The sequence below is a fragment of the Streptomyces sp. NPDC127084 genome (genome assembly GCF_042724175.1).
Taxonomy (GTDB): Bacteria; Actinomycetota; Actinomycetes; order Streptomycetales; family Streptomycetaceae; genus Streptomyces.
In genome coordinates, this window is record NZ_JBHXFA010000010.1 from 42505 (window position 1) to 61295 (window position 18791).

12 protein-coding genes are annotated in these 18791 nt (G+C 71.8%); 8 read left to right on the forward strand and 4 right to left on the reverse strand.

Going from position 1 to position 18791, the window contains the following annotated elements:
• Nucleotides 1-162 precede the first annotated feature (162 nt).
• A complete protein-coding gene (locus ACFWI9_RS04440; protein WP_387158997.1) occupies nt 163-363 on the reverse strand; it encodes a PspC domain-containing protein in 201 nt (66 codons plus the stop codon).
• A 394-nt stretch (nt 364-757) separates the two neighbouring features.
• The gene (locus ACFWI9_RS04445) at nt 758-2929 is read right to left on the reverse strand and encodes a TerD family protein (RefSeq protein ID WP_387158998.1); all 2172 of its coding nucleotides are present in this window, start codon (nt 2927-2929) and stop codon (nt 758-760) included.
• 514 nt (nt 2930-3443) lie between these two features.
• Between ACFWI9_RS04445 and ACFWI9_RS04450 the strand changes: the two genes are divergently transcribed.
• The 3 genes from ACFWI9_RS04450 (at nt 3444) to ACFWI9_RS04460 (ending at nt 8390) form a co-directional block, all read left to right on the forward strand.
• The gene (locus ACFWI9_RS04450; RefSeq protein WP_387158999.1) at nt 3444-4166 is read left to right on the forward strand and encodes a class I SAM-dependent methyltransferase; all 723 of its coding nucleotides are present in this window, start codon (nt 3444-3446) and stop codon (nt 4164-4166) included.
• Nucleotides 4167-4480: 314 nt separating this feature from the next.
• A complete protein-coding gene (locus tag ACFWI9_RS04455; protein ID WP_387159000.1) occupies nt 4481-7315 on the forward strand; it encodes an AAA family ATPase in 2835 nt (944 codons plus the stop codon).
• Nucleotides 7316-7472: 157 nt separating this feature from the next.
• A complete protein-coding gene (locus ACFWI9_RS04460; RefSeq protein WP_387159001.1) occupies nt 7473-8390 on the forward strand; it encodes a proline iminopeptidase-family hydrolase in 918 nt (305 codons plus the stop codon).
• Nucleotides 8391-8410: 20 nt separating this feature from the next.
• Here ACFWI9_RS04460 and ACFWI9_RS04465 read toward each other — a convergent pair whose 3' ends face one another.
• Entirely contained in the window at nt 8411-8659 is a 249-nt protein-coding gene (locus ACFWI9_RS04465) for an acyl carrier protein (protein ID WP_387159002.1), read from the reverse strand.
• Between the two features lie 198 nt (nt 8660-8857).
• On the opposite strand from ACFWI9_RS04465, the gene ACFWI9_RS04470 reads away from it, so the two are divergent.
• From ACFWI9_RS04470 to ACFWI9_RS04490, 5 genes are all read left to right on the forward strand, one after another.
• The gene (locus ACFWI9_RS04470; protein ID WP_387159003.1) at nt 8858-10405 is read left to right on the forward strand and encodes an AMP-binding protein; all 1548 of its coding nucleotides are present in this window, start codon (nt 8858-8860) and stop codon (nt 10403-10405) included.
• Entirely contained in the window at nt 10402-11709 is a 1308-nt protein-coding gene (locus ACFWI9_RS04475; RefSeq protein ID WP_387159004.1) for a type III PLP-dependent enzyme, read from the forward strand. The genes ACFWI9_RS04470 and ACFWI9_RS04475 overlap by 4 nt, the downstream gene beginning before the upstream one ends.
• The gene (locus ACFWI9_RS04480) at nt 11706-12203 is read left to right on the forward strand and encodes a cobalamin B12-binding domain-containing protein (protein WP_387159005.1); all 498 of its coding nucleotides are present in this window, start codon (nt 11706-11708) and stop codon (nt 12201-12203) included. Before ACFWI9_RS04475 ends, ACFWI9_RS04480 begins: the two co-directional genes overlap by 4 nt.
• A 77-nt stretch (nt 12204-12280) precedes the next feature.
• Complete coding sequence (locus tag ACFWI9_RS04485) at nt 12281-13645, forward strand: methylaspartate mutase (RefSeq protein WP_387159018.1); 1365 nt, start codon at nt 12281-12283, stop codon at nt 13643-13645.
• A 4-nt stretch (nt 13646-13649) separates the two neighbouring features.
• On the forward strand, nt 13650-16847 hold the full coding sequence (locus tag ACFWI9_RS04490) for a BTAD domain-containing putative transcriptional regulator (protein ID WP_387159006.1): 3198 nt from the start codon (nt 13650-13652) through the stop codon (nt 16845-16847).
• A gap of 234 nt (nt 16848-17081) precedes the next feature.
• Here the strand turns inward: ACFWI9_RS04490 and ACFWI9_RS04495 are convergent, their stop codons facing one another.
• Nucleotides 17082-18647 (reverse strand): MFS transporter, encoded by a 1566-nt coding sequence (locus ACFWI9_RS04495; protein ID WP_387159007.1) that lies wholly within the window; start codon nt 18645-18647, stop codon nt 17082-17084.
• Nucleotides 18648-18791: the final 144 nt, after the last annotated feature.

The following is an 18791-nucleotide window of genomic DNA, read 5'->3' on the forward strand; positions in this document are numbered from 1 at the left end:
CAACTGAGGGTGTAATTCCCGCGGCAGCAAAACCGCGGGTGGGGCGATCGCCCCCCGCACCTTAACCGGGCGGCCCCGCGCCCCGTCATGTGGGCGGCCACAACGGTCCGGATCAAGCTGTCAGCTCCATGCCGTGATGGCTCCTGGAGCTGTTCGGACCCCTCACCAGGCGGTCGACGCGGTCTTCTCCGTCGGCAGCAGCAGCCAGAGCGCGAGGTACAGCAGGAACTGCGGGCCCGGCAGCACGCACGACACCAGGAAGATCACCCGCATGGTGGTCGCGGAGGTGCCGAAGCGCCGTGCGAGCGCCGCGCACACTCCGCCGATCATCTTTCCGTCAAGGGGGCGGGCAAGTGCGGCCATGCTGGTCTCCTTCGCGAGTCCTTCGTGGGAGTCACGCCTGTGTGCTCCCGATGACTCGATACTCGCCCGGAGCCATGGGGTGAAGCGTCGCTCTACGGTGCGATCCCGACCCTGGGAATCGTCGGGGTCGGATCCCTGAGAGTCCCCTCCCGGAGCAGGGGGCCGCGCCCGTTCACCGCGGGCGGGCAGGCCTTCGAGCACCCCCTGCGGCGTAACGCGCTCACGCTGAGCCGGAGCCTCTCCTGGGCGTATGGGTACCGGCGCACAACAAAACCGGGAGGCGCCAAGCGGCGCCTCCCGGTCGAGGTCAGCGGCGAGGAAAGCGAAAGGACTCGTTTCAGAAAGGAGTGAGAAGGAAGCCCCTTCATGGCCTCGCCGTGGGCAACGCTAGCACTCAGCCCGGGATCAAGTCGCGCAGGTTTCCGGGGGTGATGATCCGGGAGTCCGGATGCAGTCCCTCGGGACGTTCGAGGCCGATGTACACCACGGGCTCGTCCGGGACCGGCCCGCCGTCCCACAGCTCCACGGTCGTGGTGCCGCCGGACATCAGGTCGATCAGGTACCCCACCGTCAACTGCTCGCGCTCCACGATGGCGCGTACCACCTTCGACACGGATACCTGGTTCTCCTCGACCCGGTTCGCCGACGAGATGCCCTTCAGATACAGATGCAGCCACTTCGCGCGCCACAGGCCGTCGTCGCCGCGCTGGAACACCAGCGGCAGCGCCACCCTGCCCACCCCACGCAGCTCCGACTTCATCCGCACTGTGCGCGGCTCGAACGGCCGGCCCTTCTGCTCACCGTCGCGCAGCATGAAGCCGAAGAACGACTCCTCGACCTCCTCGAAGCCTTCTCCCGCGTAGATGTTGACCTGCGGAACGATGAAGGTGCCGCGCACTCGGTCCAGGGACAGGTTGATGAACTCCGAGGCCCCGTCGGGCGCCTCGGTGACGTCGCCCGAATGCACGCCCCCGACGGCCTTGAGGGACGTGTAGGAGAGCCAGGAGTCGGTGCTGTAGTCGGCGTTGAGGAGCAGCGCCGACAGGTCGTAGTCGGTCCGGTGCCTCGTCTCCTTCCAGTACACGAAGAAGCGCAACTGCTCGCCGTCGACCGCGGAGACCGACCCTCGCGGCAGTACGCCGAGCCCGGCCGCGGTCGCCCGGCCGCTGAGCGGAAGCGCCACGTCGAGGACACCGGGGTCGAGCAGCAGTCGGCCCGGCGCCGGGAGCCGACGGCGCATCTCGGAGTCGAGGGCGGCGATCAGACGATCGCGGTCGGCGGCCGGTACAGGCGGTCGGAAGTCGGGGGTCACCCAGGCGCGGCCCCGGCGGTTGACGAAGACCCGGGGCTGGTCGCTCTCACGCGCCCGGTTGTGGAGATGCTCGCGCACCGAGAGCACGACCCGGCCGGAGACGTCGGGAGCGACCCGCACCGCGGCGGCCACCACCGCGTCGCGTTCCTCCTGGTCGGCGGCGATGCGCAGCAGGAGGTCCAGGGCCCGGAACAGCTTGCCGGGAGCGGATATCAGCAGCTTCACCGCACCGAGGACGTCAAACGCGTCGAGCAGCTCCTCGACCCGGCTGTCGAAGGACCGTGCCTCCTTCTCGCCCCGTGCGACCGCGAACACATCAGCGGCATGCGGCCAGCGCGGGTACTCGTGCGGGTGGAGGCGCTCGCCCAGACGCTTGAAGGGCTCTCGGTGCGCCCGCACATCGGCGAGCTTCGCGGGGTTCGCCGCGACCACGGCGTCGAGACCCGCGAGCAGTCCCCTGCGCAGCGGCCGCGACAGCGCCCGAAACCGGGTCGGCTCCCGCAGCGTCACGTCACCGTCCGACAGCGCGCAGGCCAGCCGCAGCACATCGGTGACGGTGTCGAGGAGGAGGTCCGCCCCGACGCCGAGCCGGACCTGGTTGATGACCGCCCGGGTCTCCCGGACTGGGATCGCCTCCGGCTGCGGGCCTGGCGCGCACCGCTCGGCGAGGACCTTCAGGTCGCGCAGGTCGTCCTCGCCCAGCGGGGTGGTGCTGCCGGCCAGGGCCAGGTACAGGTCAGTGAGTTCGTCGTCCAGGTCCCGGCCAAGGTGCAGGACGGTGACCCGGTCGCCCGCCGAGGCGATCAGTTCGTCATGCTTGACGAGCATCTCCTCGTAGGTGTGCTGGTACCGGCCGTACGTGGGCAGGCTGAGCAGGTCCAGCAGCCCGTGACCGAGCTGCGTCAGCACGTTCTCGCGCGACTTCCCGTCGCCGAGCGCCTTCGCCACGCACTGCATCCAGAACGCCTCGGTGTCCGGCACATTCGCCGGGAAGTCGATGAAGTGCGAGTTGTGCCGGACATGGTCGCCCAGCATTTCGCCCACGGTGCGCAGCGTTCGCTTGGCGGTGTGCACGACCGCGTCCTCGGACAGCCCCGACAGCCGCTCAAGCAGCTCCGCCGAGAGCTTGAAGCCCACCGATGCCAGCGCCGCGTCGAACTGCCGTGCTGCGATGGCTCCTTCCCCGGCGGGGCCCTTGGGGGAGGGAAGGCGGTGGGTGTGCCGGATGACCAGCGATTCGAGACTGTGCGCCATCCAGGGATGATCGCAGAGGTGCGCAAGCCGGTGCACAGGAGTTTTGTGCGCTCGCCAGGGCCGTTTTCTCATGGAGTTCACGGCGGGTGTGGGCGGCGGAGGTCTTCCCGAACGTGGCCAGTGCCTCTCCCTTGCTGCGATGTACACGGTGGCCGTGTCGTCGGCGTCCTCGATGACCGGAACCGCTGCCGTGCGACGCGCGCTCCGGGTTTCGACGGCCCACGACGTGGAGTGCGGCCGATTCACGAACCCGTGCGGGAAGGCACCTGACCTGCGCTCTCCTCGCCGACATGATTGGTACCCGGCAATCGGGCGGGCACCAGCGCTCCGCATATCCATCGTGGTCCATCAAAGCAAGTGCAACATCGTGACAAGATGTGGCCGCGATGATAGCGTTCCCCCCGTTTAAACGACCGACTGATAGCTCGACAGTTGCGCTTCGGGGGAAGCCGGCGAGGACAGCCGGTCGGTGTGCGGGCTCCTCCATACCTTCAGTGAGACAGGGTGAGCGAGCTTGTATGACGACCAGTTCGCCGAGGTTTACGACAGGGTTTACTGCGCCCTCTACAATTATGCCGAACATGCTGAGCTGATCGGGGATCTGGCCCGGCAGCATGTGGGCAGCCCCACTACCCTGCTGGATGTGGGGTGCGGTACCGGGGAGCATTTGCGATACCTCGCCAAGCAATTCTCGGTGACCGGTGTCGACCTCTCCGAATCCATGGTCCGGGCCGCTCGTCGAAAACTCGGGAACATCGCTGTTCATCAGGCCGACATGCGGGAGTTCGATCTCGGACGAACTTTTGACGTCGTGTGTTCGATGTACAGCTCCGTCGGCTACCTCGGCGGCTCGGAGGACCTGCGGGCGGCGACAGCGCGCATGGCCGCCCATGTCGCCCCGGGCGGCGTGCTCATCGTCGAACCCTGGATCCTGCGGGAGAAGTGGAACGGCGGCGTCCTGGCCCACGCCACCGTCGAGCACGAAGGCGTGACCATCTCCCGGATGGGCCGCTGGCGCACCGAAGGTGCCCGCTCCCAGGTGGACATGCACTACCTGGTCTCCGAGCCGGACGGTGTGCGCCACTTCGTCGACCACCAGGACCTTGCTCTGTACTCCCTGGAGGAGTATCAGACCGCCTTCACCCTGGCCGGCTTCGAGGCGTCGCTGCTGCCGGCGGGCCGCGCGGACCGGGGCGTCTTCGTGGCCGTCGCCCGCGCAGGGGCTGAGAGCCGCTGACCCACCCTTCCCCCGGCCCCCACCGGTCGGCCCGGACCACAGGCCGGCCGGTGGGGGAGTGCTGCCCGTCGGCGGACGGCGCCTACGGCATTCGCCGTGAGTTCCTTACCAAACCTTGACGAATCGCTTGCGATTGGTAGAGCATCGCGGCGAGGCAGCGGCGTCCGCTCCGTGAAGATGTCATCGCCGTTCGGCGCCGAATAGCAACACGTACGGACAATTGTGATGCGCGAGTAACCGGGGAGTTTGACCGCGGGGCGCAGAGCGCCATGACAGGGAGTCCCTGCGGTCAGCTGGGGGAACACGGGAGAAAGATGCTGGCCGAACGTTCACGCGTGCTTTCTGAACTCAGAGAACTCATACGGTGTGTCAAGAGTGGCCGAGGTGGCGTCGCCGTCATCACGGGCCCTGTCGCCGTAGGGAAAACAGAGCTTACGCATTCGCTGGCCGAGATCGCCGAAGAAGGCAATCTGAAGGTTCTGCGAGCGCAAATGTACATGCCTGGCAGTCAAGGCCCACGGGAATTGTTCGAGCAGCTCACCGATGGACTGCAACGAGAACCGCAGGGAAGTGCCGAGACGTCCACCGGCGAGGACCCGGGCGTCTGCGACGACAGGCATCCGGTTCCCGGCCGGGGCGCCGAGAGCAGCCCCGTGCGGGCCGCTGAGGAGATCGGGCGGTACGCCGACCGGTATCCGCTGTTCATCGTGATAGACGACCTCCACCACGCTGATCCGGAATCGCTGGACGGCATCCTCCACCTGGTTCAGATCTGCCGTACCGCCCGCATCATGCTGGTGCTCGTCGCGTCCGACTGCTCCTACGAGCACATGCCGCTTTTCCATGCCGAGTTGCTGAGGGCTCCGCACTACCGGCGCGTCCGCCTGCGGCCGCTGTCCCGCGCCGGTGTCGCCGAGGTCGTCGCGGACAGCCTGGGCCCGGACGTGGCCGAGCGCACCGCCGCCGACTACTACCGCTACAGCGGCGGCAATCCACTGGTGTTACGGGCCCTGATCCAGGAGTGGTCCTCCACCCGGTTCACCGACGACGACAGCCCCGAGGCCACCGCGGCCGGTGTGCTCGCCCCCGGCAAGGTCTCGGCACTGGCAGTCTTCACCTCGCTCCACCGCAGCGGTCCGCAGGCCATGGCCGTCGCCCGCGGCATCGCCCTGCTGGGTCCCGCCGCCGGTCTCGACCTGCTCTGCCAACTGCTCCGCCGCGAACCCGATGACATCACCCGGTACCTGCGGGACCTGGAGGCGGCCGGAGTGCTCGGCGGTTTACGCTTCCGCCACCCCGGAGTCGCCCAAGTAGTGCTCGCCGACCCGGAGTTCCGCGAAATCCGGGGACTGCGCCATGAGGCGGCCGCGCTGCTGGAGGCGGACGGCCACAGCTCCCTCCAAGTGGCCCGCCACCTGATCGCGGCCGACACCGCCACCGAATCCTGGACCATAGCCGTACTGCGCGAGTCGGCCCGGGAAGCGGCAGGACACAACGACTGGGACTTCGCCCTCAAGTGCCTGCGACTGGCGCTACGCGGCGGTCTCACCGACGAGGAGAGAGGCCTCGTCGTCAGCGAGTTCCTGCGCGTCGGGTGGCGGCTCAATCCCGCCCGGGTCACCAAGTACTTCCAGGAGTGCTTCGAGCTTCAGCAGAAGGGCCATGTCCCCGACCGCGAGACGCTCGCCCTGCTCGGGATCTTCCTCTGGCATGGACACGTCGAGGACGCAGTGACCATGCTGCTGGACGTGGCCGAGCGCTGTGCCGACGGTCCGCTGCGTACCGAGATCCAGAACTTCCTGGACTGGGCCCGGCTCAGCCACCCCGGCCTGCTGGACCGGATCCGCCGGGCCGACGGGCGCTTGCTGGACCGCCTCCTGGAGACCTCCTCCGGCTCGCTCCGCCCGCTCACCGCCCTCTCGCTGGCACTGTGCGAGACCGGCCACGCCAACGTCCCCGTCACCGCCCAGGAGGTGCTGGCCGACCGGCGGCTGACCGGGGACACCGCCGGGTCGATCCTCCAAGCCCTTCTCTACACCGGCGAGTTGGGCCCCGCCGAGCGCTGGGCAACCCGGGCCGTCCGGGACGCCGCGCGCCTCGCCTCTCCGCTGACCCATGGCATGCACCAGGCGGTCTGCGCCGAGATCGCCCGCCGGCGCGGTGACCTGCCCGGGGCTCAGCAACTGGCCGAGCAAGCCCTCACGCACCTGGCGCCCCGCGCCTGGGGAGTCGCCCTCGGACTGCCACTGAGCGTCCTCGTCGCCGTCCACACCGCCCGCGGTAACACCGAACGCGCCGAGGAGTATCTCTCCTGGAGCGTGCACCCGGAGATGTACCAGACGTTCTACGGGCTGCACTACCTCCAGGCCCGCGGCCGCCACCACCTGGCCATCGGCCAGTACACCGCCGCCCAGCGGGACTTCCGTACCTGTGAGGAACGCGTCCGGTCCTGGGGTTTCGCCCCTCCCGTCCTCGCCCCCTGGCGGCTGGGCCAGGCCGAGGCCGCCCTGGCCCTGGGCGACCGGAGCGAGGCCCGCCGCGTGACCGAGAGCGAGCTGAACCAGGCCCGTGGCCGGCACCCGCATTTGCGCGGCGCCCATCTGCGGCTGTACGCGGAGATGGTCGACCGCAGCCGCCGGCGCGACGTGCTCACCGACGCGGCCGAACTGGTCTCGGGCGGAAGGGACTGGTATCAGCACTTCCTGGTGCTGACCGATCTCAGCCGCGCCCACCAGGAGGCCGACGACACAGTGAGAGCACGCGCCACGGGACAGCAGGCCTGGCACAGCGCGGTGCGCTGCGGCGCCGAACGCCTGGCTCGGATGCTGCTTCCGGAGAGCGCCATCGCCACGGGCGAGGAGACGTCGGTGGTGCCCGACCAGCGGCTGAACACCGACATGCTCAGCGAGGCGGAGCTGCGCGTGGCGGAACTGGCCGCGGCCGGTGAGACGAACCGCGAGATCTCCGGGAAGCTGTTCATCACCGTCAGCACCGTGGAACAGCATCTCACCCGTGTGTACCGCAAGCTCCGCCTCTCCGGGCGCGCGGATCTGCGGTCCTACCTGGCCGCGGAATCGGCGGTCGGCGCGGCGGTGCCCGCAAGGGTCTCGGTGCCGCCCCACAGGCGGGAGTTCTCCAATACGGCCTGATGGACAGCCCTTAGGGGGCCGGGCGCCCGGTTAGGGGTTGGCCGCCGTACGGGCGGGTGCGTAGCGTCCCAGGTGCCCGGAGACGGGCCGCCACCGCTCATTGGCGCGGCCCGCCCTCCCGTCCGGCCAAGCCACCCCATTCCAGAGGTGATCGACCATGGCAACCGCTCCCCGCCTCGCCGCCCCCAGCGCCAAGGGGCTGCTGTCCTTCGGCGAGTGGAACACCTGGTACCGGGTCACCGGTGACCTCGGCAGCGGCCGCCCGCCTCTGGTGGTGGTCCACGGCGGCCCCGGATCCACACACGACTACCTGCTGCGGATCGCCGAACTCGCCGAGGACGGCTGGCCCGTCGTGCACTACGACCAGATCGGCAACGGCGGCTCCACGCACCTGCCGAACAAGGGCGCCGACTTCTGGACCGTACGGCTCTTCCGGGACGAACTCGCCAATCTCCTGCACGGCCTGGGCGTCGCCGGCGACTACGTGCTCTTCGGCCACTCCTGGGGCGGACTGCTGGCCGCCCGGCACGCCGCCGAGCGGCCCGCGGGGCTGCGCGGCCTGGTGATCGCCAACTCCCCGGCCTCCTACCCGCTGTGGCTGGCCGAGATGAAGGTGCTGCGGGCGCAGCTCCCGCCGGGCGTCGACGACACCCTGCGGTGCCACGAGGAGGCCGGCACCACCGACAGCGAGGAGTACCGGGAGGCGGTCAAGGTCTTCTACGCCCGTCATGTGTGCCGACTGCGTCCGTGGCCACGGGAGTTCATGGCCTCCTTCTACGAGATCTCCAATGACCCCACCGTCTACCAGACCATGAACGGCCCCAACGAATTCCATGTCATCGGAACCCTGAAGGACTGGTCGGTGGTGGAATACTGTCCGGACATCGCCGTGCCCACCCTACTCATCTCCGGCCGCCACGACGAGGCGACCCCGGTGACGGTACGGCCCTATGCCGAGCATATTCCGAATGTCCGCTGGGAATTGTTCGACGAGTCCAGTCACCAGCCGCACCTGGAAGAGCCGGAACGCTTTCGGGCCGTACTCGGAGAATTCCTCGGGAGCCTTCGCGCTTAGCCGTCGTCCCGGCCCCTGGATCAGGCCGCCGACGCGTCGAGCCCGTGCAGGGTCAGCCATAGCCGCTCCGGTGTGGCGAACGTCTCCAGAGTCAGCGCGTCATCGACGAACCGCAGGTCGTAGGCGCGTTCCAGGTCGCTCAGCAACTCCACCGTGGCCAGTGAGTCCAGCCCCAGGTCCCGCAGCGCGGTGTCCGCGGACAGTTCCTCGTCCTGCCCCAGGAACGGCAGATGACGGCGCACGATCGTTTCGAACTTCTCGTCCCACATGGTTGTCTCCGCATCCCAGAAATGTCTTGCTCCCATCGCAGTCCCCGCCGCCCCCGGTGGCAACCCTTATCACCGCCCTCTGGGGTCGGCTAGGGGTGATTCGGCCGCCGTCCGCTCCTTACTGTTTCGGAGAAGCGGAAACAACGCGGTGCGGAAACAACGCGGTGCGGATACTCGCGGAAGCGAAGCGGAGGGACCATGACGGAACTCGCGGTTTCAGAGACCGCCCCCGATGTGCCGGTGCCCGGGCCGTTCCTCGTGCACGAGCTGCTGGCCGAGGCCGTGCGCGCGGTGCCCGACGGGGCCGCGGTCCGCGACGCGGTCGGCAGGTGGACGTACGGGGAACTCGACCGGACGAGCCGCGCCTTCGGCGTCTGGCTCGACGCGCGGGGACTACGCCCCGGCGACCGCCTGGTGGTGCAGGCGTCCAGCCGCCGCGACCTGGTCGCCATGTTCTACGGCGCGGTATCCCGCGGAGTGGTCTTCGTGCCGCTCAACCCCGGCATGAAGCCCTTCCACCTCCAGTCCGTACTGGCCAACGCCGAACCGGCCCTGGTGATCGTGTCGGGCCCGACCGCGCCGCGGCTGCGGGAGATGTCGCCCGCCCCGGTCCACGAACTCGGCGACATCTGGCCCGCGGTGACCGCCCTCGCCGAACGGGACGTGTCCGCCCCGCCCGTCGTCGTCCGCCCCGACGACATCGCCGTCCTGATCTACACCTCGGGCTCCACCGCCGCCCCCAAAGCCGTGATCTGCCCGCACGCACAGGTCACCTTCGCCACCCGGGCCCTCGTGGACGCACTCGGCTACCGCACCGACGACGTCGTCTTCTGCCGCTTCCCCCTCTCCTGGGACTACGGCCTCTACAAGGTGCTGCTGACCTGCCTCGGCCGCGGCGAACTGGTGCTCGCCGACGAGGAGTCGGACCTGATGCTGCTCGGCCGGATGCGGCAGACCGGCGCCACGGTGGTGCCCATCGTCCCGTCGCTCGCGCAGATGATCGTGTCCCTGGCCCGGCGCGACCCGGACGGGCTGCCGCCGGTCCGGATGTTCACCAACACCGGCGCCGCCCTGCCGCCCGCGACGATCCGGGCCCTGCGGGACCTCTTCCCCGGCGTCCGGGTGGTCCGCCAGTTCGGGCAGACCGAGTGCAAGCGGGTCTCCGTCATGCCTCCATCCGAGGACGACAGCCGGCCGGACTCGGTGGGTCTGCCGCTGCCCGGCACCCGCGTCCTGATCCTGGACGAGGACGGATCCGAACTGCCCAGCGGTCGCACCGGTGAGATCGTGGTCACCGGCCCGCACGTCATGCCGGGCTACTGGCGCGATCCCGAGCAGACCGCACGCTCCTTCCGCCGCGACCCGCGCACCGGTCGACTGCGCCTGCACACCGGTGACTACGGGAGCCTCGACGAGGACGGCTACCTCTACTTCGAGGGCCGGCGCGACGACATGTTCAAACGCAAGGGCATCCGGATGTCCACCGTCGAGATAGAGGCCGCCGCCATGGACGTCCCCGGCGTACGGGCAGCGGCCGTCGTGCCCCCGGCCGACGGCGCCGACCTCGCCCTCGTCGTGGAGGCCGACGACCTGGAGCCGCACGCCGTGCTGCGCGCCCTGGCCGGCCGTCTGGAGCCCGCCAAGGTGCCCGCCGTGTGCAGGGTGGTGGCCGTCATGCCGCTCACCGGCCACGGCAAGAACGCCCGGCGGGAACTGGCCGCCCTCGTGCGGGGGGACGCCCGATGACCGACAGGGCATCCGCGGCGCACACCGCGCTGGCCGAGCGTTTCGGCACCCCGCTCTACCTGTACGACCTCGACGAGGTCGCCGCCGCCCGCGCCGAACTGCTGGACGCCCTGCCCGAAGGGGCCCTCCTGTACTACGCGCTCAAGGCCAACCCGCACCCCGACGTGGCCCGCACCCTGCGGGGCGACGACGGCCGGTGCCGCGCCGAGATCAGCTCCAGCGGCGAGCTGCACGCCGCGTTGGAGGCCGGCTTCGACGCCGCCCACTGCCTCTACACGGGCCCCGGCAAGACCACCGCTGAACTCGGCCAGGCGCTCGACCTCGGGGTCCGCACCTTCTCCACCGACTCGGTCAGCGACGTACGCCGGGTGGGCCGGGCCGCCGCCGAGCGCGGCCTGACCGCCGACTGCGTCCTGCGGGTCAACGCGGTCAACACCGCCACGGGCGGCGCCACCACCGGCATCCGCATGACCGGCCGGCCCAGCCAGTTCGGCTTCGACTCCGAGGACCTGCCCGCCGCCCTGCCAGAGCTGCGCGCGGTCGAGGGCGCCCGGCTGGCAGGACTGCACTTCTTCCCACTCAGCAACGCCAAGGACGAGGCCAACCTCATCGCCGAGTTCCGGCACACCGTCGCCGCCGCCGTCCGCCTCGCGGACGACCTCGACCTACCGCTGGACCTGCTCGACCTCGGCGGCGGCTTCGCCGCTCCCTACGGCGTGCCCGGCCGCCGCGGCAGCTACCCGGCGCTGCGCGGCGAGCTGGAGGCCATGCTCGACGCCCACCTGCCGCGCCGGCGCACCGGCGGTCCCGTGATCGCCTTCGAGTCCGGCCGCTACCTCACCTCCTGCGCCGGCACCCTGCTGCTGGGCGTCAGCAACGTCAAGACCGGCCGCGGACGCACTCATGTGATCCTCGACGGCGGCATCAACGTCTTCGGCGGCATGTCCGGCCTGGGCCGGCTGCTGCCCACCCATGTGGAACCCACCGCCACCACGGCCCCCGACGACGCGCCGACGGTGACCGCCGGCCTGGTCGGTCCGCTGTGCACGCCCGGCGACGTATTGGGCCGCGACCTGCCCCTCCCCGCGCTGCGCCCCGACGACGTGATCACGGTTCCCAACGCCGGCGCCTACGGCCCCACCGCCAGCCTGCTGGCGTTCCTCGGCCGCCCCGCGCCCACCGAAGTCGCCCTGCGCGACGGGGAGATCGTCTCGGCCACCCGTATCGACTACCGGCGCGTCCCCCTGGTGGACGCCGACGTCCCGGCCGCCGCCCGCCGACCCGCCCCGGAGCCCGCCCCGTGAACCACCTCCCCAGCACCGTGGACGACCGTCCCCTCGACACCGCCGACACGGTGGTCGTCACAACCGTGGCGTCCGACTCCCACACCTGGAACCTGGTCTTCCTCCACCTGCTCCTGGAGGAACGGGGCTACCGCGTGGTCAACCTCGGCCCCTGCGTGCCCGAGACGCTCCTGCTGACCGAGTGCCTGCGCCACAATCCCGCCCTGGTCGTGGTGAGCAGCGTCAACGGCCACGGACATGCCGACGGCCTGCGGTTGGCCCGGACCCTGCGGGCCCACCCCGGACTCACCGCCGTTCCCCTGGTCATCGGCGGCAAACTCGGCGTCTCCGCCTCCGCCGCCGAGCGCGGCCGTCAGGCGGCGGCCCTGCTGGAGGCCGGCTTCGACGCCGTCTTCGACGACGGCCAGGAGGAGGACCTGCGCCGCTACCTGGACTCGGCCCGGCCCGCGCCCGCCCTCGCCGGCGTCCGGTCCGGAGCCGCGGGTACGCCTTGACCCCCGGCGGCCGGCCCGCGTCCCACCCCGGCCCGCTCCCCGGCGGCCCGGCCGGGCACATCACGGACGCCGGGCACATCCAGCAGCCCGGGAACATCGCGCAGCCCGGGGACTTCGGCGGTTTCGTACGGTGGGCGGGCGGCGACGGGCGGCTGGTCGTGCAGCCCCGCATGGGCTTCGACGCCCCCGGCCGGATGCGCGCCGGGCTCGCCGCCACCAAGGCCGCCCGCGCGCTCACCGTCGGCACCGTGACCCTGGACAGCTACACCCGGCTCGGCGACGACGACGCCCTCGCCGAGGCCCTCGCCCACGGCCGCGAACTCAACGGCTACCCGATCACCGCGCACGACCCGGCCGTCACCTCCCGGATGCTGGCCGGCATCCGCGACCGCACCTTCCCGGTGCAGGTCCGGCACGGCTCCGCCGTCCCCCAGCACATCTTCGCCGCCCTCATCGACCAGCGCATCGACGCCAGCGAGGGCGGACCCGTCTCCTACTGCCTGCCCTACGGCCGCACGCCGCTGGCCGACTCGGTGCACAACTGGGCCGCGGGCGTACGCCGCTTCGCTGCCCTGCGCGACCTGGGCGCCGAACCCCACCTGGAGACCTTCGGCGGATGCCTGCTCGGGCAGCTCTGCCCGCCGAGCCTGCTCGTCGCGGTCTCCGTACTGGAGGCGCTGTTCTTCCACCGGCACGGGGTGCGCGACGTGTCCGTCAGCTACGCCCAGCAGACCCACCCGGCGCAGGACCGGGAGGCGGTGGCCGCGCTGCGACGGCTGTGCGCCGAACTCCTCCCCGCACCCACCTGGCACGTGGTGATCTACACCTACATGGGGCTGTACCCGGTCACCGAGCACGGCGCATACGGCCTGCTGGGCGACGCCGCCGCGCTGGCCGTGCACACCGGCGCCGAGCGGCTGATCGTCAAGACCGTCGCGGAGTCACGGCGTATCCCCACCATCGAGGAGAACGTCGCCGCGCTGGAAGCCGCCGCCCGTTCGGCGCGGACGGCCGCGCGGGGAGCCGCGGCGCCCACCCGGCAGGAGTCGGCCGCCACGGACAGCGAGACCTACCAGGAAGCCGCCGCCCTGGTGCACGCGGTTCTCGATCTGCACCCCGACCCCGGCGAGGCCCTGGTCAGGGCGTTCGCCCGCGGCTACCTCGACGTCCCCTGGTGCCTCCACCCCGACAACCGGGGCCGCACCCGCAGCTACATCGACGGCGACGGCCGGCTGTGCTGGGCCGACACCGGATCGCTCCCGCTCGGCCGCACCACCGCCCACCCGGCCGCCCCGCGCCGGATCGGCTCCGCCGACCTCCACGCCGACCTGCATCATGTGCAGCGCCGCTACGACGCCGTCGGCGGCCACCTCCCCATCGCCGCCGCCGGGACCGCGGAGATCACCGGGGGTGGGAACAGCCCGGAACTGGGCAATAATTGACGCCATGTGGTTCGGGGTCCTGGGCGAGTTCGTGGTGCGGCGCGACGACGGAGGCTCGGTGGCCGTCCGCGGCCCCCGCGCCCGCTCCCTGCTCGTCCTCCTCGCCCTGGAGGCCGGCCGGGTCGTCACCGTCGACTCCCTCATCGAGGGCCTCTACGGCGACAAGCCGCCCGGCGACGCCCTCAACGCCCTCCAGTCCCAGGTCTCCCGGCTCCGCCGCGACCTGCGGGGTGCCGCCGCGCACGAACTGGTCGAGTCCCACCCCGTCGGCTACCGCCTGGCCGTCGACCCCGACAGCGTCGACGCCCACCGCTTCGAGCGCCTGGCCGCCGAGGGCCGCCGGCAGCTCGCCGCCGGCGACCATGCCGCGGCGGCGGCCACCCTTCGCCGGGCCCTGGACCTCTGGCAGGGCCCGGTTCCCGTGGAACTCGGGGAGGCCACCGCCGCCCGCGCCCGCGCCCACCGCCTGGAGGAACTGCGGCTGGCCGTCATCGAGGACCGCGCCGAGGCCGAACTCGCCCTGGGCGGCCACCGCGAACTGGTCACCGAACTCCAGCAGCTCGCCGCCGCCCACCCTCTGCGGGAGCGGCCCCGCGGCCAGCTGATGCGGGCTCTGTACGGCTGCGGCCGTCGCGCGGACGCCCTGGCCGTCTACGAGGACGCGCGGCGCACCCTCGCCGAAGAGCTGGGCAACGACCCCTCCGAGGAACTGGCCGCCGTCCACGTGGCCGTACTCCGCGGCGACCTCGCCCTGACCACCGTCGCCGCCCCCGCGCCGTCCGAGCCCGCCACCGTCGCGCGCACCGGGCCGCCCGCACAGCTCACCACCTTCGTCGGCCGGCGCGACGAACTCGAACGGGTCTCCCGGCTGCTCGGCCCCCTCGACCGGGGCGGCGGCGCCCGCCTGGTCACCGTCGTCGGGTCCGGCGGCGCCGGGAAGACCCGCCTCGCCATCGAGGCCGCGGGACGCGACCCCGGCGACGTCGCCTTCGCGGACCTCGGCGGTCTGCGCGACGGCGGCGACCTGCCCCGCCAGGTGCTGAACGCGCTCGGGGTCCGCGAGGGCGTGCTGAACGCCGGCGGCCGCCAGGGCCAGCCCCCGGACACCGTCGAGCGCCTTGTCGCCGCCCTCTCCGACAGCGAGACCCTGCTCGTCCTGGACAACTGCGAGCACATGGTGGAGGAGGTCGCCCGCCTCGTCTTCCGGCTGCTCACCTCCTGCCCCCGGGTGCGGGTGCTGGCCACCAGCCGCGAAGCGCTGGGCATCACCGGGGAGGTCCTCTGCCCGGTACCCCCGCTGGCCGCCCCGCCCGAGGGGGTCGGCGCGGCCCAGGCCCTGGAGTACCCGGCGGTGCGGCTCTTCGCCGACCGGGCCATGGCCGTACGGCCCGACTTCGCCGTCGACGCCGCCACCGTCGCCGCCGTGGTGAGGGTCTGCCGCGCCCTGGACGGCCTGCCGCTGGCCATCGAACTCGCCGCGGCCCGGCTGCGCTCCCTGCCCGTCGACGAGGTCGCCGCCCGCCTCGACGACCGGTTCCGGCTGCTCAGCCAGGGCAGCCGCACCGCGTCGCCCCGCCACCAGACCCTGCGGGCCGTGGTCGGCTGGAGCTGGGACCTGCTGGAGGAGGACGAACAGCGGCTCGCCCGCCGGCTCACCGTCTTCGCCGGCGGCTTCACGCTCGGCGCGGTGGGCCGGGTCTGTGAACTCTCCGACGCCGAGGCCGTGGAGCGGCTCACCGGCCTCGCCGACAAGTCCCTGATCGAGGGTGACGGCGGCCGCTACCGGATGCTGGGCACGGTCCGCGCGTTCTGCGCCGAACGGCTGGCCCAGGCCGGTGAGGAGGAGCCCGTCCAGGGCCGGCACACGGCGTACTTCCTGGACCTGGCCCGCACCGCGGAGCCGTACCTGCGCAGCGGCGACCAGGTGGACTGGCTGGCCCGGCTGGCCGCCGAGCACGCCAACCTCCAGGCCGCCCTGCACCGGGCGGTCCGCACTGACCAGGACACCGCTCTGCGCCTCATCGCGACCCTGTCCGGCTACTGGTGGCTGCGCGGCCTGCGGGGCCACGGTGCCGCGGCCGCCGCGGAGTTGCTGCGCAAGGTGGGCAGCGCGCCACCGGCCGGGCTGGAGGAGGAGTACGTGCTGTGCGTGCTCAACGCCGCGGCCGCCGGTGACGGCGGCGCGGTCGGCGGCTTCACCCTCCAGCCGTACTGGCAGCGGGCCGAGGAGACCATGGCGGAGTTGGAGTGGCCGCCCCGCCACCCCTTCCTGACCGTGCTGTGGGGCATGGGCACCGGCACGCCTCGTCCGGCCGCCCTCGCCGGCGGTCCCCGGCGGTCCGACCCCTGGTCCGACGCTCTGATCCGGCTCGGCTGGGGGCATATGGCCCTGTTCGGCGGAGAAGTCGCCGAGGCAGAGCGGCAGTTCGAGGACTCGCTGTCCGGGTTCCGGTTCACCGGCGACCGCTGGGGCATGGCGCTGTGCCTCGCCGAACTCGCCATGCTGGCCGGATGGCGCGGGGACGGGCGGCGTTCCATGGCCCTGTACGACGAGGCGCTCGAGTCCGCCGGACAGCTCGGCGCGGTCGAGGACCTGGCCGACCTGCTGTGCCGCAAGGGAGACGGGCTGGTCCGGGCCGGGGACTTCGCCGCCGCCCGCACCGCCTACGAGCGGGCGGCACGCACCGCGCGGGAGGCCGGCGCACCCACCCGGCCGGCGGCGGTGGAGTGGGGCCTGGGCGAGATCGCCCGGCTCAGCGGTGACCTCACCGAGGCCCGCCGGCTGATGGAGGCGGCCCTCGCGGGCTGTGCCACCGGGTGGTTCGCGGTGGAGGAGCTGCGGGCCCGGGTGTTCGTGGCGCTGGGCCGGATAGCAGAGGCCGAGAACGACACGGGCCGGGCCCGGGAGTGGCACCAGCGGGCGCTGGACGTGATGATCGGCAGCCGCAATCTCGCCGGAGCGGCCGGAGCGGTGGAGGCATTGGGCGGCGTGGTGCTGCGGGAGGGAGACGCGGAACGGGCCGCGCTGCTGCTCGGGCTGGGCGCGGGACTGCGTGGCGTCTCGCTGGAGCAGGACCCGGACGTGGCGCGCACGGTCGGTGGGGCGCGGGAGCTGCTGTTGCCGGACGCCTACCGGGCGGCGTACCACCGCGGCCGTTCCATGACCGGCGAGGAGGCTCTCGCCTTCCTCGGCCGTGCCTGACGGTCCGGAGCGCCTCGCGGGCATTCCTTCCCGGCCGCGCCCGGCGGTCCGGCGCGCCACACCGACCGCTTCCCCCGGGCCGCGGATGGCGGGCCGGGGGAAGAGGAGGGTGCCGCCGCCGTCGGAACGGGGGATGGCCGCGACGGCGGCACCCTTACGGGCCGCTTCCCACGTGACAGGTGCGGGGACACGGCACCGCGTCCGGCGCCCCGATGGAGCGCCGGGGTCGGAGGGTCAGGGGGCGGTGCGAAGAGACGGGACGGGCTCGTCGCCCGGCTCCTCCTCCTCGATGATCTTGGGTACGTTGCGCAGGGTCACCAGCGAAGCCACCGCCACCAGCGCCATCACACCGGCTGCCACCAGCGCGGACAAATGGAAGGCGTCGACGAACGCGTGCCGCGCGGCCTCGATCACCTGGGCGCCGAGCTCGGCCGGCAGAGCGGCCGCGGTCTGCACGGCGGCGGCGATGGAGTCCTCGATCGGGGCCACCGCCGAGGCCGGTACTCCTTCGGGCAGGTCCAGGCCGTTGGTGTAGGCAGCGTTGAGCGCACTACCGAGCACCGCGATGCCCAGTGCGCCGCCCACCTCCATCGCTGTCTCGGAGATCGCCGCACCCGAACCGGCCCGCTCCTTGGGCACGGTGGCCAGCACCGTGTCACCGGTGACCGCGAACGCCATGCCGAAGCCGACGCCGACCGGCACCATCGCCACCACCAGCATCAGGTAGTCGGACTCCATACCCGCCGTCGTGTAGAGCGCGAGTCCGATGGCACCGAGTCCCAGTCCGAGCCCGACGGTCCTGCCGCGGCCGATCGCCGAGATCAGCGGCGGGGCCAGCGCACCGCCGCCCACCGCCGACGCCGCCGCGCCCGGCAGCCCCGCGAGCCCCGACTGCAACGGCGACCAGCCGAGTACGAGCTGGAAGTACTGCGAGAAGATCAGCGATTGCGCCACCATGGCGAACATCGCGAAGAGGTTGGCGAGGACCGCTCCGCTGAAGGCGGCCCTGCGGAACAGCCGCACATCGATCAGCGGATGCGTCAGCCGCGTCTGGCGCATCACGAACACCGCCAGCGCAGCGGCGCCCAGCAGCGCGGTAACCCACACCTTCGGCTGGTCCACCCCTCCGTGCGCGGCCTCCTTCACCGCGTACACCAGGCCGATGACCCCACCGGTCGACAGCACCACGCTCGCCCAGTCCAGCCGTCCCGGACGCGGGTTGCGGGACTCCGGCAGCACCAGCAGAGCGGCGATGAACAGCACCAGCAGGATCGGGATGTTGATCAGGAACACCGAACCCCACCAGAAGTGGTTCAGCAGCGCACCGCCGATGATCGGCCCGAGCACGAACCCCGAGGCCGACATCCCGCTCCACAGTCCGATCGCCGCGGTGCGTTCCTTGGGGTCGGTGAACACGTTGCGCAGGATGGACAGCGTGGACGGCATGATGGTCGCACCGGCCGCGCCCAGCAGGGCCCGCGCCACGATCAGCACCTCGGCGTTCGGCGCGTACGCCGTCAGCAGCGAGGCCCCGGCGAACGCGACCGTACCGATCAGCAGCAGCTTCTTGCGGCCGATCCGGTCACCGACCGAACCCATCGTGATGAGCAGACCCGCCAGGACGAACCCGTAGATGTCCGCGATCCACAGGATCTGCGTGGCCGAGGGATCGAGGTCGCCGATCAACTTCGGAATGGCGAGGTGCAGGACGGTCAGGTCCACCGTCAGCAGGACCACCGCCGCGCAGGCGATGGCCAGGACCAGACCCTTGCGAGGGTGTCCTTCGACTGGAGTGTGCATATCCCGAGTCTGGGCGGCCCCGCTTACCGCCCGCGCACCGCGCGCTTACCGCCCGGGGGGCGGGCCCCGGGGGGGGGGGGGCGCCCCCGGGGCGGGCCGGCGGGCGCGGCGGGACGGTGAGACAACCAGGCCCCGCTCGTCCGC